This is a genomic window from Streptomyces sp. NPDC041205 (assembly GCF_055591765.1).
In genome coordinates this window covers 43,362-57,167 of the sequence record NZ_JBVIZH010000005.1, presented here as the reverse complement: position 1 = coordinate 57,167, position 13,806 = coordinate 43,362, and the positions used below count along the sequence as shown (strand labels likewise).

Here is a 13,806-nt window from a genome sequence, read left to right as displayed (position 1 = left end):
ATCGTGTGAGGTCAAGCGTGCGAGCGAGTCGGGCGCGTCGGACCGAGCGCACGCGACCAGGCGCACAAGATCAGATGGACAAGATCAGATGCGCGGGGTCGAGCGCACGGGACCAGGTACAGGGGATCGGGCGCACGGGATCAGGCCCGTGCGGTCAAACGCGATCAGCGGCCAAGAAGGAGGCCAGCGTGGAACGGCACACAGACGGCCTCGGCGCTGTCGAACAGCACCCGGACAGCCTCAGCACCATGGATCAAGGCAAGGACGGCCTGCGCGAGGTGCGCCAGGACGAGGGCGGCACCCCCGCCATGCATCAGCAGATGGCCGGCCTCCACGCGGCGGACCCTGAGTCGCGCTGGCTCGGCCCCGTCATGCACACGGCTTTCTTCCTTCTCCTCGCCGCCTCCCTCACCCGCTTCCTCCTCCGCCACCCGGGCGAGCCCCGCACCCCAGGCATCGTCGCCCTGTCCGTGGCCCTCGCCGTCCTCTATCTCCTCGGACCCGCACCCGGCGCCGCGCCCAGCGCCCAACGCCCGTTCTGGCTGGGCTCAGTGGTCGGCGCGTGGGTGGTCCTGGTCGTCCTCGCGCCGAGCTTCGCGTGGTGCGCGGTGCCTCTGTTCTATACGGGCCTGCGCACGCTCCCGACACGAGCGGCACTCGTCCTGGTCACAGCCCTCACCGCCCTCGTGGTCGCCGCACAGCTCAGACTCGCCGACAGCTTCGACCCGAACCTGGCCTTCGCTCCACCCGCCGTCGCAGCCGTGGCCACCGCCGTGTTCATCCACATGCAACGGCAGACAGCGCAGCAGAGCGCCTTGATCGACGACCTGATCCGCACCCGACGCGAGCTGGCCGCCACCGAAAGACGCGAGGGCACCCTCGCCGAGCGCCAACGCCTCTCCATGGAGATCCACGACACCCTGGCCCAGGGCATGTCCAGCCAGCAGATGCTGCTGCAGGCCGCCGAGCGCGTATGGGACACCGACCCGACGACAGCCCGCGCCCACATCCGGACAGCGGCAGCCATCACCGAGCGCGGGCTGGCAGAAGCCCGCAGGTTCGTCCACGACCTGGCGCCCGCAGACCTCGCGGACGCCGGTTCCGACGACGGCGAAGCCCTGCCGTCGGCCCTGAGCACCCTGGCCACACGCGAATCGGAAGCGGAACTGGCCATCCGGTTCCACGCCGAGGGCAAGCCCGTCCCCCTGCCCGGCAGAGCCCAGTCGGCGCTGCTCCGGATCGCGCAGGGCGCCCTTGCGAACGTACGCGAGCACGCGGACGCGAGCGCGGCCGCGCTGACGCTGACGTACCTGGACGACCAGGTGGTCCTCGACATCGCGGACAACGGGAAGGGGTTCGTGGTCGCGGGGTTCGCCGGCGGGCAGGACGAGCGGGTGTCCGAGGTTGGGGACGACGCACAAGAGGGCGCGTCCACGGGGGATCGGAGAGGGCTCGGTTCGCGGGAGCCGGGCGCTCGGGCCAGGCGGGGGCATGGGCTGCCTGCGATACGGGCACGGGCTCGGCAGCTCGGGGGGACACTGACGGTTGAGTCGGCACCGGGCGAGGGGGCGGTTCTGTCGGTCTCGATCCCCTTGACCGCGCCTTCGGCCACGGGCACAGGCGTTGGCACGGGCACGCCTGCGGTGACACCTTCGCCTGCGCCGGGGGCCTCGCCCGCGACTCCGTCCACGCCGACGCTTCCGCCCAGCGCCTCATCCTCGTCCGCGCCACCGTCCCGGTCCACACCGTCGCCCTCGTCCACGCCGCCGGCCCCTTCCGCACCATCGGCCCCTTCCGCACCGCCGCACCCGTACCCAAGCCCGCCGCCCGCGGCGCCGCCACCCTCCGATCCGCCGTCATCCGGGAGTGCCCATGAGCAGTAGTACGCCCACGAGTGAGCCGGTGCGGCTGTTGGTGTGTGACGACCATGTGGTGGTGCGTGCCGGGTTGCTGGCGCTGTTGGCCAGTGCGTCGGGGATCGAGGTGATCGGCGAGGCCGGGACAGGTGAGGAGGCAGTGGCGCTGGCGGCCAAGCTGGCGCCGGACGTGGTGCTGATGGACCTGCAGCTGGGCCCGGGGATCGATGGTGTGGAGGCGACACGGCGCATCGCGGCCGGGGAGCGTGGCGGCGAGGGCGGTGGCGACAGCAACGGCGACAGTGGCGGCGGTGGCGACAGTGAGGAAGGGGGTGGTGGAGCGCCGCGGGTGCTGGTTCTCACCACGTACGACACCGATGCTGACATCACGCGGGCCATTGAGGCGGGGGCGACCGGGTATCTGCTGAAGGCCGAGCGGCCCGAGGAGTTGTTCGCGGCGATCCATGCGGCGGCGCAGGGGCGTACGGCGCTGTCGCCGCCCGTCGCGTCCCGGGTGATGGCACAGATGCGGGAGCCGCGGCCCACGCTCACGGCCCGGGAGCTGGACATTCTCAAGCAGCTCGCGCAGGGGAAGGGGAATCGGGAGATCGCGAGGACGCTGTTCATCAGTGAGGCGACGGTGAAGACGCACCTGGGGCGGATCTACGACAAGTTGGGGGTGGATACGCGGGCGGGGGCGGTGGCGGTGGCCAAGGAGCGGCGGTTGCTTCCCTGAGAGCGCCCCAAGGCGAGCCCGAGGCCACCCCGAGGCGATACAAGTCCACCGCGAGGTGATGCGAGGGCGTCTGGAGGCGATGCGGAGGCGTGCCGAGGGTGGGGAGCGTGGCACCATCGGGCGCGTGCTCGATATTGGTTACGCCCTTTCTCGCCGTTTTCCGGACCCGCCGCAGATGGACTACCGCGTGGCGGATGTTCACGCGCTGCGGCACGACCTGTTCTGCGGGGATGTGTATCTGGCGGATACCAAGGCGGACCGGGAAGTGGGTACGGCGTGGGGGTGGGTGCCGGTGCTCGACTTCGCTTGGGCGCTGTGCGACATCGTGGAGCAGTTGGACCGGGATCCGCTGGGGAGCCGGGCGTCGCGGTCGCAGTTCGCGGAGCTGGACTTCACGGAGTCGACGGACCGGATGCTGTTCGAGCGAAGGTTCGGGTGGGTGGACATCGAGGCGGACTGGATGAAGGCGGAGGAAGAGCCGCTCACGTTCTCACACGGGGAGCTGCGGAAGGAGGCGCGGGATTTCCTGCACGACTTGTTGGCCGACCTCATCGACATGCATGAGGAGCTGGGGGCGAACCCGGTGATCTGGACGTTGCAGGCACAGTTCCCGCGGGTGGGCTGACGTCTTCCGCCGGTGGGCCGACGTCCGGTCGGCAGGGTGGGCCGAGGCCGTGGGCCAGGTCCGGTGAGGGGCAGGCGCGGGATGCGGGGCGGGATCCGGCGCAGGGTCCGCTGAGGGCGGACGGTGGGGGGATGTCACATTCGGGGTGGGGGTGTGCGTCGTAGGGGTGAACGCGTTCTCGTGCCCGTGAGGGTTGACTGAAACGGAGGCCGCCCATGGCCCGCGCCACCCGTGCTCCCCACTCCCCAGGCCGTTCCCAGACCCACATCACCGTGGTCGGTGGTGGGTTCGCCGGGCTCACCGCCGCCATCACGGCTGCGGAGGCAGGCGCACGTGTCACGTTGCACGAGGCGCACCACACGCTGGGAGGCAGGGCCCGGACGGCCGAGGGGGCGTACAAGACGAACGAAGGGCCGCATGCGCTGTACAGCGGTGGGCCGCACTGGACGTGGTTGAAGCAGCGGGGGTTGATCGGGGACCTCGCGCCGATCCCGCCGATCGAGGGGACGCGGCTGCGGCTTCGCCACCAAGGGGTGCTGCGTCGTACGCCGCCGTTCGCGATGCTGAAGTTGTTGCGCCGGTCGCCGGAACAGGCGCCGGTGGATGTGGACTTCGCGACGTGGGCGGGCGCGCAGGTGGGTGAGGAGGGCGCGCGGGCGGCGGCGCACTACTCGGCGGTGGCGTTGTTCCACCACGACCCTGGTTCGCTGTCGGCGCGGTTCGTGCACACGCGGTTGCGGCGGGCCGCGAAGTTCCCGCCGGAGGCGCACTATCCGGTGGGTGGCTGGGGTGCGGTCATCGACCGGATGGCGGGCCTGGCGTGGAACCTGGGGGTGCGGGTGGAGACGCTGACGCGAGTGGACGACGTCGGCGAGCTCACGGATCGGGGCCCGGTCGTCGTGGCGACGTCGCTGGACGCGGCGCGAGGGCTGCTGAAGGACGACACGCTGCGCTGGGAGAGCGGGCGCACGACCCTGGTGGATGTGGCGGTCAGGAACCGCCGCGGGGACCTGTTCGCGGTGTCCGACCTGGATGAGACGGGGTGGGTGGAGCGGTTCACCACGCAGGACCGCACGCTCGCGCCCGCCGGTGAGCAGCTCATCCAGGCGCAGATCCCGCTCGGCCCGAAGGAGTCCAAGGCGGACGGTGTCGCCCGCGCCGAGGACCTGCTGGACCTCGGTTTCCGGGACTGGCGCGAGCGCGTGACATGGCGGCGGGCGAGCGTGGCGAACGGCCGCACCGGGGCACTCGACCGCCCCGGCACCACCTGGCGCGACCGGCCGGCGGTGGACCGGGGCGGGGACGTGTATCTCGCGGGTGATCAGGTGGCGGCGCCCGGGTTGCTGGCGGAGGTGTCGTTCAACAGCGCGATCGAGTCGGTGACACTGGCGCTGACCAGGAGGAGGGGGATGGCCGGTGGAGGGCGGCCGGGCGACGACACGCCCTGGGTCGACCTCAAGTCCGCCTGAGCAGGTCGACCTCAAGCCCACCCGAACAGGTCGACCTCAAGCCCACCCGAGCGGGTTGACCTCAAGCCTGCTTGAGGTTGAAGAGTGGCGAGGGCCAGCAGCCCGGGCAGCCCCTCAGCGGCCCGGGCGGACCCCGACGCCACCCCGCCCGCAAGGAGACCTCATGCGCGCCGTCCGCCTCCACACCTTCGGCCCCGCCGAGAACCTCACGTACGAGACGGTCGAGGACCCCCGGCCGACGGCGGGCCAGGTGCGTATCGCCGTCGCCGCGGCGGGAGTCCACCTCGTCGACACGGCGATCCGCGCGGGTGACAAGGGACCGATGCCGGAGTTGCCCGCGCTGCCCACGGTCCCGGGCCGAGAGGTCGCCGGAACCGTCGAGTCCGTCGGGGCGGGCGTACCCGCGGACTGGCTCGGGAAGCGGGTGGTCACGCACATCGGCTTCGCGCCCGGCGGGTACGCCGAGCTGACCGTGACCGACGCGGCCCGGCTGCACGAACTCCCCGATGGCCTGGACTTCGCGGAGGCGGTGGCGTTGATCGGGACGGGGCGTACGACGATGGGGATTCTGCAGTTCGTGGAGTTGGGCGAGGAATCGGTGGTGCTGATTCCGGCGGCGGCGGGCGGCATCGGGACACTGCTGGTGCAGTACGCGAAGCATGCCGGGGCGACGGTGGTGGGCCTGGCGGGCGGTCCCGCGAAAGTGGCGCGGGTGCGGGACAACGGGGCGGATCTGGCGGTGGATTACACCGACGCGGGGTGGCCGGACGAGGTGCGGGGGTACCTCAAGGGGCTCGGCGACGGAGGGCGCGGGGACGCCGGGAGTGGGGACGCCGGGAGTGGGGACGCCGGGGGTGGGGACGCCGGGGGTGGGGCAGGCGGGGGTGGGGCAGGCGGGCGCGGGGAGGACGGGCGCGCGGTGACCGTCGTGTTCGACGGGGTCGGTGGGGCCGTGGCGCGGGCGGCCGTGGAGTTGCTGGGGGCGGGTGGGACGCATGTGACGTTCGGGTGGTCGGGGAAGGAGGGGCCGGTGACGCTCGGGGCGGACGAGCTCGCGGAGCGGGGGATCACGCAGGTCAACCCGTTGGGGGCGGCGATGATGGAGAGGGCGGGCGGGGAGAATCCGGTACGGGTGCTCGAGCTGGCGGCGCTGGGGGCGTACGCCGGGGGGTACTTCACGCCGGCGGTGCAGCGGTTCCCGTTGCGGGAGGCGGCTGCGGCGCACCGGGCGCTGGAGTCCCGGGGGACGTCGGGCAAGGTGGTACTGATCCCGTAGCGGGTGGGACGGGGTGGCGTCCCGTGGCGGGGCCACGCCGAGCCCCCACCCCTGCCCTCGGGCCCCGACCCCGGTCCCGCCGCCCTCGGGCCTCGACCCCGATCCCGCCCCTCGGGCCCCGCCCCCACCCCAGCCCCACCCCACACGGTGGCGAAAACAAGGTGCTCGTACGACAAACGGGAACTACCGTCCGTTATATGGACTCCGCACGCCCCTCCACCCACACCTCCGCCGCCCACACCTCCGCACCCCACCCCACCACCACCCCCCTCACCATCCGCCCCCTCCCCGAGACCGACATCGACCGCGCCCTCGACCTGGCGTACCTCGTCTTCCACGACACGCCGGAGGAGGAGAAGCGCAAACACCACCACGACCTGCTGCTCGGCTGCGACCGCATCGGCGCGTACGACGGGGACGCCCTGGTCGGACTGATCGCCGCGTTCCGGTTCACGGTGTCGGTGCCGGGCGGCGAACTCCCCTGCCCCGGCCTGACGTTCGTCTCCGTGGCGCCGACGCACCGCCGTCGCGGCGTGCTCTCCGGGATGATCGCGAAGTTGTACGAGATGTGCCAGGAGGAGGGCCGCCCGGTGGCCGCGCTCTGGGCCTCCGAGGACGCGATCTATGGCCGGTTCGGCTTCGGCCCGGCCACCCACGGCAACACCGTCGAGATCAACTCCGAGCGCCCGCTCGCCCTGCGCGTCACCCCGGACGACGGCCCCCTGCGCCTCGTCGACCCGGCGGACGCCCCGGCCCTGCTCGGCGCTTACTACGACCGCACCCGCGCCGACCGCGGCGGCCGCATCGCCCGCAGTGAGGCGTGGTGGAGCGAGGAGTGGCTGGTCACGGAGGACGAGGAGGACGACGAGCTGTCGCCGCCGCGGGTGGTCGTACTCGGCGCCCGGCCCGACGCCACGCAGCCCGACGCCACGCAAGCCGACGCCACGCGGGCCACCGCCACGCAAGCCGACGCCACGCGGGCCACCGCCACGCAAGCCGACGCCACGCAGCCCGACGCCACGCAAGCCGACGCCCCCCAACCCCCCACCGCCGAAGCCGTCAAGGGCTACGCCGTCTACCGCACCAAGACCCGCGACGACGCCCCCGGCCTGGTCCGCCTCGACGAGTTGGAGGCCGACACCCCGCAGGCCGCCGCCGCCCTCTGGCGCTACCTCGCGAACATCGACCTCACGGGCGTGATCCGCGCCTGGGGCCGCCCCGTGGACGATCCCCTGCTCCTGTTCGCCGCGGACCGCGACCAGGTCCGGGTGACGGGTCACTTCCCGGCGCTGTGGCTGCGGTTGGTGGACGTGCGCGCCGCGCTCCTCGCCCGCGACTGGGCCGCCCCCGCCGCCCTCGTCCTGGAGGTCACGGACACCCAAGTCCCCGCGAACGACGGCCGCTTCCGCCTGACGGTGTCGCCGCGGGACACCGCGCACGAGGGCGCGGGCACGGAGACGTACAAGGCCACGTACGAGCCCACCAGCGCCCCCGCCGACCTCAGCGTCGAGGTCCGCGACCTGGGCGCCGCCTACCTGGGCGGCACCCGGATCACGGCGGCCGTCCGTGCGGGCCTGGCCACGGAGCACACCCCGGGCTCGGCAGCCGCCCTGGACGCGGCCCTGCGCACGGCCCATCTCCCGCACACCGCGGACGAGTTCTGACATCCGGGTTCCGGAAGGCCAGGCTCCAGGAGCCGGGCCTCCCGGAAGCCGCACGCGACGAGCCGCACGCCAAAAACCGGGCGCTACAAACCGGCCGCCACAAACCGCACCCTACGAACCGAGTGCGGTCAACGCGCCGTCCGTCAGCCGGTACACCGTCCACTCGTCCTGCGGCCGCGCCCCCATCGCCTCGTAGAACGCGATCGACGGCGCATTCCAATTCAGGACGGACCACTCAAGTCGCTCGTACCCGCGCTCGACGCAGATCCGGGCCAGTTCCCGCAGCAGCGCCTTCCCGTGGCCGCCGCCGCGCGCCTCGGGGCGCACGAACAGATCCTCCAGGTAGATGCCGTGCACCCCGCGCCACGTGGAGAAGTTCAGGAACCACAGGGAGAAGCCGACGGGCAGCCCCGTCGTGTCGTCCACAGCGATGTGCGCGTACGCGGCGGGCCGCTCGCCGAACAGCGCCTCGCGCAGTTGTTCCTCGGTGGCGCGCGCCTCGTGCGGCTCCTTCTCGTACTCGGCGAGCTCACGGACGAGGGTGTGGATGAGCGGGATGTCATCGGGCGTGGCGGTACGAATCATGCGCGCAGCAAGCCACAGGCAGCGGCGCGGGGTCAACCGCGTTTCCGCGGCCCGAGGAGTGCGTGGGGTCCGCGAAGTCCAAGGAGCCCGGGGAGCCCGGGCTCCCCGGCGAGTCCGGCGAGTCCGGCGAGTGCAGGGAGCTGACAAGCCACCGTCAGGGTCGCACCGAAAGGCCCCCGGCTGAGGACCACCGACCCTCAGCGCCCCGACAGCCGCCGAGCCACCTCCAGGTGATCCGCCGCCAGCGGCCGCCCGTCCTCGATGTCCCAGAGCGCGTTCTGCAGCACCCGCCCCATCGTCCACGCCCTGGCCCGCTCCCGGTCCAGGCCGAGGATCTCCGTCATGGCGTCGAACCGCCAGCACACCTCGTCCGCCTCGAAGAGGTTGTCGAGGGCGGGCCACAGGTCGAACCCGGGGTCACCGGCGAGCGGCTTGGGGTCGATGGCGAGCCACGGCTCGCGGTCGGAGGCGAGGACGTTGTCGAAGTGCAGGTCCCAGTGCAGCATCCGGTCGCCGGGCTCGCCCACGACCTCGCGCACGGCGTCCGCGCAGCGCGCGATCAGGGCCCGCTCGCCCGGGTCGCGGACGGCCTTGAGCGCGGCCGGGGTGTCCTCCAGCATCTGGCCCGCGATGTCGCCGAGGGTGCGCATGCCGGGCGGGGCGGGTACGGCGGTGAGGCGGGCGAGGAGTTCGGCGAGGATGACGACGGCCTTGCGGGTCTCGGCGGGGCCGGTCTCGGCGTACTCCGAGAGCTCCTGGCCGTCGCGGGCGCGTTCGAGCAGCATGGTGCCGGTCGCGTCGTCGTAGTCGAGCAGCCGCACCGCGCCGTCGCCGTTCCACACGCGCAGCGCGACCGGCTCGCCCTCCGTCTCCTCGTCGAGGACCTGGAACTTGACCACGGCGTCGCTGCCGTCGGCCCGGAGCACGGGCAGCACGAGCGCCGCCATGCCGTACATGGACTCGCCGACGACCTTCAGCTCCCAGCGGTCGACGAACTCCGCGACCCGCGCGGGCAAAGCGGCGATGAAGGCACGGCCTGCCTCGCCCGCGTACTCGTACTGCGACTCGATCAGCTCGTCAGGGACCTTGATATCGATCACGCGGGCGACACTACCGACGCACCGGAATCACCACATGCGATTTATTCCGGACACAGACCGCACCACATTCCGGCCCCGGGCGCCTCACGTGCCTCACGAGATCCCCGCGTCCTTCAGCACCTTCCCGAACCCCGACTCGGTGTACAGCGCGTCGCTCGCCGCCTTCTCGCCGTCCACGACGACCGTCGGCGTCCCCGTGACCCCGTCCTCCGTGAAGGCGCTCATCGCGGTGCCGACCCAGCTCTTGTACGTGCCGTTGGTGACCGCCTTCGTGAAGGCGGCGTCGCGCAGGCCCACCTTGTCGGCGATCTTCAGGAGGAAGGCGGGCGTGAACGCGTCCTCGCTCTCCTCGGGCTGGTTGACGAAGACGGCGGAGTGGAACTGCGGGAACTTGCCCGCCTCGACGGCGGCCCGCAGGGCGTTCGCGGCGTTCACCGAGCCGCTGCCGCCCAGGTTCCGGTCGAGGAAGGAGGCGATCGTGTACTCGACCTTCACGTCACCGTCGACCAGCGGCCCCACGAGGGCCTGCGCGCCGCCTTCCTCGAACTTCTTGCAGAACGGGCAGCGCGGGTCCTCGTACACCTTGACGGTGTGCTTGGCGCCGGGCTTGCCGACGGTGATCACGCCGCCCTTCACGGCGGTGGGCACCTTGGCGAGCCGCTCGACGGAGACGGGCGGAACCTTGGCCTCCGGGACGACCTCCTGCGACGACGAGGAGGACGGCCCGCCAGAAGCCCCGTCGGAGGCCCCGTCGGACGGACCCGCCGACGACTCGCCGTCCGCAGCCGAAGCCGACGAAGAGGCCGAAGCGGACGGCGACTTCTTGCCCGCCCCCATCCAGTCGTCCCCGCCGTCGTCGGAGTCGCACGCGGTGACGGCGGCACCGAGCAGCGCGACGGCGGTCACCGAGGCGGCCACGCGCCCGGCCTTGCGTACGGCCCGTACGGCCATGAACAGCCCTCCCAAAACGTCAGTACCACTGGCCCGAAAATCTATCCGACCCCTGCCCAGCGGCCCATACGACCAGTAACGTCCCACCCCATGAGCAGCACGAACACCGTGAACGGCGGCATCTCCTTCTGGTACGCGGACGACGGCCTGCCCACGGCCCGCGAACCCCTCACCGGCGACACGACGGCCGACGTGTGCGTGGTCGGCGGCGGCTACACGGGACTGTGGACGGCGTACTACCTGAAGAAGGCCGCGCCCTTCCTGCGCGTCACGGTCCTGGAGCAGCGGTTCTGCGGCTACGGCGCCTCGGGCCGCAACGGCGGCTGGCTCTACAACGGCATCGCGGGCCGCGACCGCTACGCCCGCCTGCACGGCCACGACGCCGCCGTCCGCCTCCAGCAGGCCATGAACGCCACCGTCGACGAGGTGATCCGCGTCGCCACCGAGGAGAAGATCGACGCCGACGTCCACCACGGCGGTGTCCTCGAAGTCGCGTACACGCCCGCCCAACTGGCCCGGCTGCGCGCCTTCCACGAGGCGGAACTGGCGTACGGGGAGAACGACCGCACGCTGCACGGCGCCCGCGAGACCGCCGAGCGGATCCGGGTCGCCGGGGCCGTCGGCTCGACCTGGACGCCGCACGGCGCCCGGCTGCACCCGGTGAAGCTGGTGAAGGGCCTCGCGGCGGCCGTCGAGGCGCTCGGCGTCACCATCCACGAGTCGACGCCGGTCACGGAGATCAAGCCGAAGCACGCGGTCACCCCGTACGGCACGGTCCGCGCCCCCTACGTCCTGCGCTGCACGGAGGGCTTCACGGCGTCGCTCAAGGGCCAGCGGCGCACCTGGCTGCCGATGAACTCCTCGATGATCGCCACCGCCCCGCTGCCCGCCGACGTCTGGGAGACCATCGGCTGGGCGGGCCGCGAGACGCTCGGCGACATGGCGCACGCGTACATGTACGCGCAGCGGACCGCCGACGACCGCATCGCCCTCGGCGGCCGCGGCGTGCCGTACCACTTCGGTTCAAGGACGGACAACGACGGCCGTACGCAGCCTGCCACCGTCGACGCCCTGCGCGAGATCCTGGTCCGCTTCTTCCCCCAGCTCACCGGCGTCCGCATCGACCACGCCTGGTCGGGCGTCCTCGGCGTACCCCGCGACTGGTGCGCCACCGTCACCCTGGACCGCGCCACCGGCCTCGGCTGGGCGGGCGGCTACGTGGGCTCCGGCGTGGCCACCGCCAACCTCGCCGCCCGCACCCTCCGCGACCTCGTCCAGAGCGACTCGGGCCAGGCGGGCCCGACCGACCTGACCGCCCTGCCCTGGGTGAACCACCGCGTCCGCAAGTGGGAACCGGAGCCGCTGCGGTGGCTGGGAGTGCACGGGATGTACGCCACGTTCAGGGCCGCGGACCGCCGTGAGGACAGCTCGCACAGCGCGGCCTCGTCCCGTCTTGCCCGACTGGCGGAGCGGGTGGCCGGACGCCACTGAGATCAGCAGTCCCCTCTCCTCTCCTCCCCCTCCCCCTCCCCCTCCCCCGGGGTGACCGTCACACCCTTGTGTCACGATCACTCGTTGACCCGGGCGGCGCGGTCGGCCTCTTCCAGGCCGGCAAGGAGCTCACGGCGAGGACGACCTCGGTGTCGGCGGACAACCGCACGCTGAAGGCGACGCTCGACCTGACGGACGTCCCCGCCGGCACCTGGCACATCAGCGTCATGGCGAACGGTGAGTACGCGCGCACGGTCAAGGTGACGGCACACCGCACCGGCCACCGCGACGGCTCGGCGACGAGCAAGCCGACCGGGACCGTGGCCCGCCAGCGGAGCCACGGTCAGTCCCGGAAAGCGCGAAGGCCCAGGTCACCTCTTCGGTGGCCTGGGCCTTCGCATGCCGGAGCCCCCTGTCGGATTCGAACCGACGACCTTCGCTTTACAAGAGCGGCGCTCTGACCAGCTGAGCTAAGGAGGCAGTGCAGTGACGTGCCCGTGCAGTGTAACCAACGGGTCCGACACGGCCGGGGGTCCTCTCGAAAATTTCCGCGAAGGTCGTGACCTTCCGGCTACTGACAGACCAACGACCTGCGGGGTACGGTCACGGACAGTTCACCCACGTGGACTAGACCCATCCTTTACTCGGATCGTCCGGCACGTTCCTGCCGGTGAAGGGGGCCCTCACCATGGCCACTGTTTCGTTCGACAAGGCGACCCGGATCTACCCGGGTTCCACCAAGCCCGCCGTCGACTCTCTCGAGATCGAGATCGAGGACGGCGAGTTCCTCGTCCTGGTCGGCCCGTCCGGCTGCGGCAAGTCCACGTCCCTGCGCATGCTCGCGGGCCTGGAGGACGTCAACGCCGGCGCCATCCGCATCGGTGAGCGCGACGTCACGCACCTGCCGCCGAAGGACCGGGACATCGCCATGGTGTTCCAGAACTACGCGCTGTACCCGCACATGTCGGTCGCCGCGAACATGGGCTTCGCCCTGAAGATCGCGGGCGTCGACAAGGCCACCATCCGGCAGAAGGTCGAGGAGGCCGCGAAGATCCTCGACCTCACGGAGTACCTGGACCGCAAGCCCAAGGCCCTCTCCGGCGGTCAGCGCCAGCGCGTCGCGATGGGCCGCGCCATCGTCCGCGAGCCGCAGGTCTTCCTCATGGACGAGCCGCTGTCGAACCTCGACGCCAAGCTCCGTGTGTCGACGCGTACGCAGATCGCCTCGCTCCAGCGCCGCCTCGGCATCACCACGGTGTACGTCACGCACGACCAGGTCGAGGCCATGACGATGGGCGACCGGGTCGCCGTGCTCAAGGACGGCCTGCTCCAGCAGGTGGACTCGCCGCGCAACATGTACGACCGCCCGGCGAACCTCTTCGTCGCGGGCTTCATCGGCTCCCCGGCGATGAACCTCGTCGAGGTCCCGATCACCGACGGCGGCGTGAAGTTCGGCAACTCCGTGGTCCCCGTGAACCGCGAGGCGCTGTCCGCCGCCGCCGACAAGGGCGACCGCACGGTCACCGTCGGCGTCCGCCCGGAGCACTTCGACATCGTCGAGCAGAACGGCGGCGCCGCGAAGACCCTCTCCAAGGAGTCCGCGGACGCCCCGGCCGGCCTCGCCGTGTCCGTGAACGTCGTCGAGGAGCTCGGCGCCGACGGGTACGTCTACGGCACCGCCGAGGTGGGCGGCGAGCCGAAGGACCTCGTGGTCCGCGTGAACGGCCGCCAGGTGCCGGACAAGGGCGCCCAGTTGCACGTCGTGCCCCGGCCGGGCGAGACCCACGTCTTCTCGACGTCGACGGGCGAGCGGCTCAGCGACTGACCGCCGGCCACTTGGCGAAGGGCCCCGCACTCCGGTGCGGGGCCCTTCGCCGTATCCGGCGGTCCCGCGCCGCTCGGCGGCGGCCGTTGGTCGTACCCGGCCGCCGTACGCCGCACACCCTCCGCCCCCGCCCCCGTCAAGGGTTGTCGACAAATACCCCGGCACAACGGTCATTTCGATCCTTGTGCGTCAACGCGCGAGCAGAAAGACACCTGCCCCCGTAGCTCG

11 protein-coding genes and 1 tRNA gene are annotated in these 13,806 nt (G+C 71.9%); 8 read left to right on the top strand and 4 right to left on the bottom strand.

The features are described 5' to 3' along the window. The first annotated feature begins 308 nt into the window (after positions 1 to 308). The 6 genes from ACZ6BG_RS22800 (at position 309) to ACZ6BG_RS22775 (ending at position 7,626) form a co-directional block, all read left to right on the top strand. Positions 309 to 1,883 carry a sensor histidine kinase gene (locus ACZ6BG_RS22800; RefSeq protein ID WP_469005212.1) on the top strand — a complete coding sequence of 525 codons (1,575 nt, stop codon included), beginning with the start codon at positions 309 to 311 and terminating at the stop codon, positions 1,881 to 1,883. Beyond that, a complete protein-coding gene (locus tag ACZ6BG_RS22795; protein ID WP_469004257.1) occupies positions 1,873 to 2,592 on the top strand; it encodes a response regulator in 720 nt (239 codons plus the stop codon). Before ACZ6BG_RS22800 ends, ACZ6BG_RS22795 begins: the two co-directional genes overlap by 11 nt. Before the next feature lie 124 nt (positions 2,593 to 2,716). Further along, positions 2,717 to 3,217: a hypothetical protein gene (locus ACZ6BG_RS22790; RefSeq protein ID WP_469005210.1), complete on the top strand. Its 501-nt coding sequence runs from the start codon at positions 2,717 to 2,719 to the stop codon at positions 3,215 to 3,217. Between the two features lie 215 nt (positions 3,218 to 3,432). Then, positions 3,433 to 4,686 carry an NAD(P)-binding protein gene (locus tag ACZ6BG_RS22785; RefSeq protein ID WP_469004255.1) on the top strand — a complete coding sequence of 418 codons (1,254 nt, stop codon included), beginning with the start codon at positions 3,433 to 3,435 and terminating at the stop codon, positions 4,684 to 4,686. A gap of 163 nt (positions 4,687 to 4,849) precedes the next feature. Further along, positions 4,850 to 5,962: a zinc-binding dehydrogenase gene (locus ACZ6BG_RS22780; protein WP_469004253.1), complete on the top strand. Its 1,113-nt coding sequence runs from the start codon at positions 4,850 to 4,852 to the stop codon at positions 5,960 to 5,962. Between the two features lie 197 nt (positions 5,963 to 6,159). Continuing rightward, positions 6,160 to 7,626, top strand: a complete 1,467-nt coding sequence (locus ACZ6BG_RS22775; RefSeq protein ID WP_469004251.1) for a GNAT family N-acetyltransferase — start codon at positions 6,160 to 6,162, stop codon at positions 7,624 to 7,626. 111 nt (positions 7,627 to 7,737) lie between these two features. Here the strand turns inward: ACZ6BG_RS22775 and ACZ6BG_RS22770 are convergent, their stop codons facing one another. From ACZ6BG_RS22770 to ACZ6BG_RS22760, 3 genes are all read right to left on the bottom strand, one after another. Then, positions 7,738 to 8,211, bottom strand: coding sequence for a GNAT family N-acetyltransferase (locus ACZ6BG_RS22770; protein WP_469004249.1), 474 nt, complete (start codon positions 8,209 to 8,211; stop codon positions 7,738 to 7,740). A gap of 197 nt (positions 8,212 to 8,408) precedes the next feature. Continuing rightward, entirely contained in the window at positions 8,409 to 9,311 is a 903-nt protein-coding gene (locus tag ACZ6BG_RS22765; protein WP_469004247.1) for an aminoglycoside phosphotransferase family protein, read from the bottom strand. 93 nt (positions 9,312 to 9,404) lie between these two features. After that, positions 9,405 to 10,262, bottom strand: coding sequence for a DsbA family protein (locus tag ACZ6BG_RS22760; protein ID WP_469004245.1), 858 nt, complete (start codon positions 10,260 to 10,262; stop codon positions 9,405 to 9,407). Between the two features lie 90 nt (positions 10,263 to 10,352). On the opposite strand from ACZ6BG_RS22760, the gene ACZ6BG_RS22755 reads away from it, so the two are divergent. Then, complete coding sequence (locus ACZ6BG_RS22755; RefSeq protein ID WP_469004243.1) at positions 10,353 to 11,753, top strand: NAD(P)/FAD-dependent oxidoreductase; 1,401 nt, start codon at positions 10,353 to 10,355, stop codon at positions 11,751 to 11,753. A gap of 406 nt (positions 11,754 to 12,159) precedes the next feature. Here ACZ6BG_RS22755 and ACZ6BG_RS22750 read toward each other — a convergent pair. Continuing rightward, positions 12,160 to 12,233, bottom strand: a tRNA-Thr gene (locus ACZ6BG_RS22750). 208 nt (positions 12,234 to 12,441) lie between these two features. On the opposite strand from ACZ6BG_RS22750, the gene ACZ6BG_RS22745 reads away from it, so the two are divergent. Beyond that, a complete protein-coding gene (locus ACZ6BG_RS22745) occupies positions 12,442 to 13,578 on the top strand; it encodes an ABC transporter ATP-binding protein (RefSeq protein WP_469004241.1) in 1,137 nt (378 codons plus the stop codon). Positions 13,579 to 13,806: the final 228 nt, after the last annotated feature.

Coding starts and splice junctions, on each gene's coding strand:
- ACZ6BG_RS22745 (WP_469004241.1), top strand. CDS start 12,442: ATGGCCACTGTTTCGTTCGACAAGGCGACCCGGATCTACCCGGGTTCC.
- ACZ6BG_RS22770 (WP_469004249.1), bottom strand. CDS start 8,211: ATGATTCGTACCGCCACGCCCGATGACATCCCGCTCATCCACACCCTC.
- ACZ6BG_RS22760 (WP_469004245.1), bottom strand. CDS start 10,262: ATGGCCGTACGGGCCGTACGCAAGGCCGGGCGCGTGGCCGCCTCGGTG.
- ACZ6BG_RS22785 (WP_469004255.1), top strand. CDS start 3,433: ATGGCCCGCGCCACCCGTGCTCCCCACTCCCCAGGCCGTTCCCAGACC.
- ACZ6BG_RS22800 (WP_469005212.1), top strand. CDS start 309: ATGCATCAGCAGATGGCCGGCCTCCACGCGGCGGACCCTGAGTCGCGC.
- ACZ6BG_RS22775 (WP_469004251.1), top strand. CDS start 6,160: ATGGACTCCGCACGCCCCTCCACCCACACCTCCGCCGCCCACACCTCC.
- ACZ6BG_RS22755 (WP_469004243.1), top strand. CDS start 10,353: ATGAGCAGCACGAACACCGTGAACGGCGGCATCTCCTTCTGGTACGCG.
- ACZ6BG_RS22795 (WP_469004257.1), top strand. CDS start 1,873: ATGAGCAGTAGTACGCCCACGAGTGAGCCGGTGCGGCTGTTGGTGTGT.
- ACZ6BG_RS22780 (WP_469004253.1), top strand. CDS start 4,850: ATGCGCGCCGTCCGCCTCCACACCTTCGGCCCCGCCGAGAACCTCACG.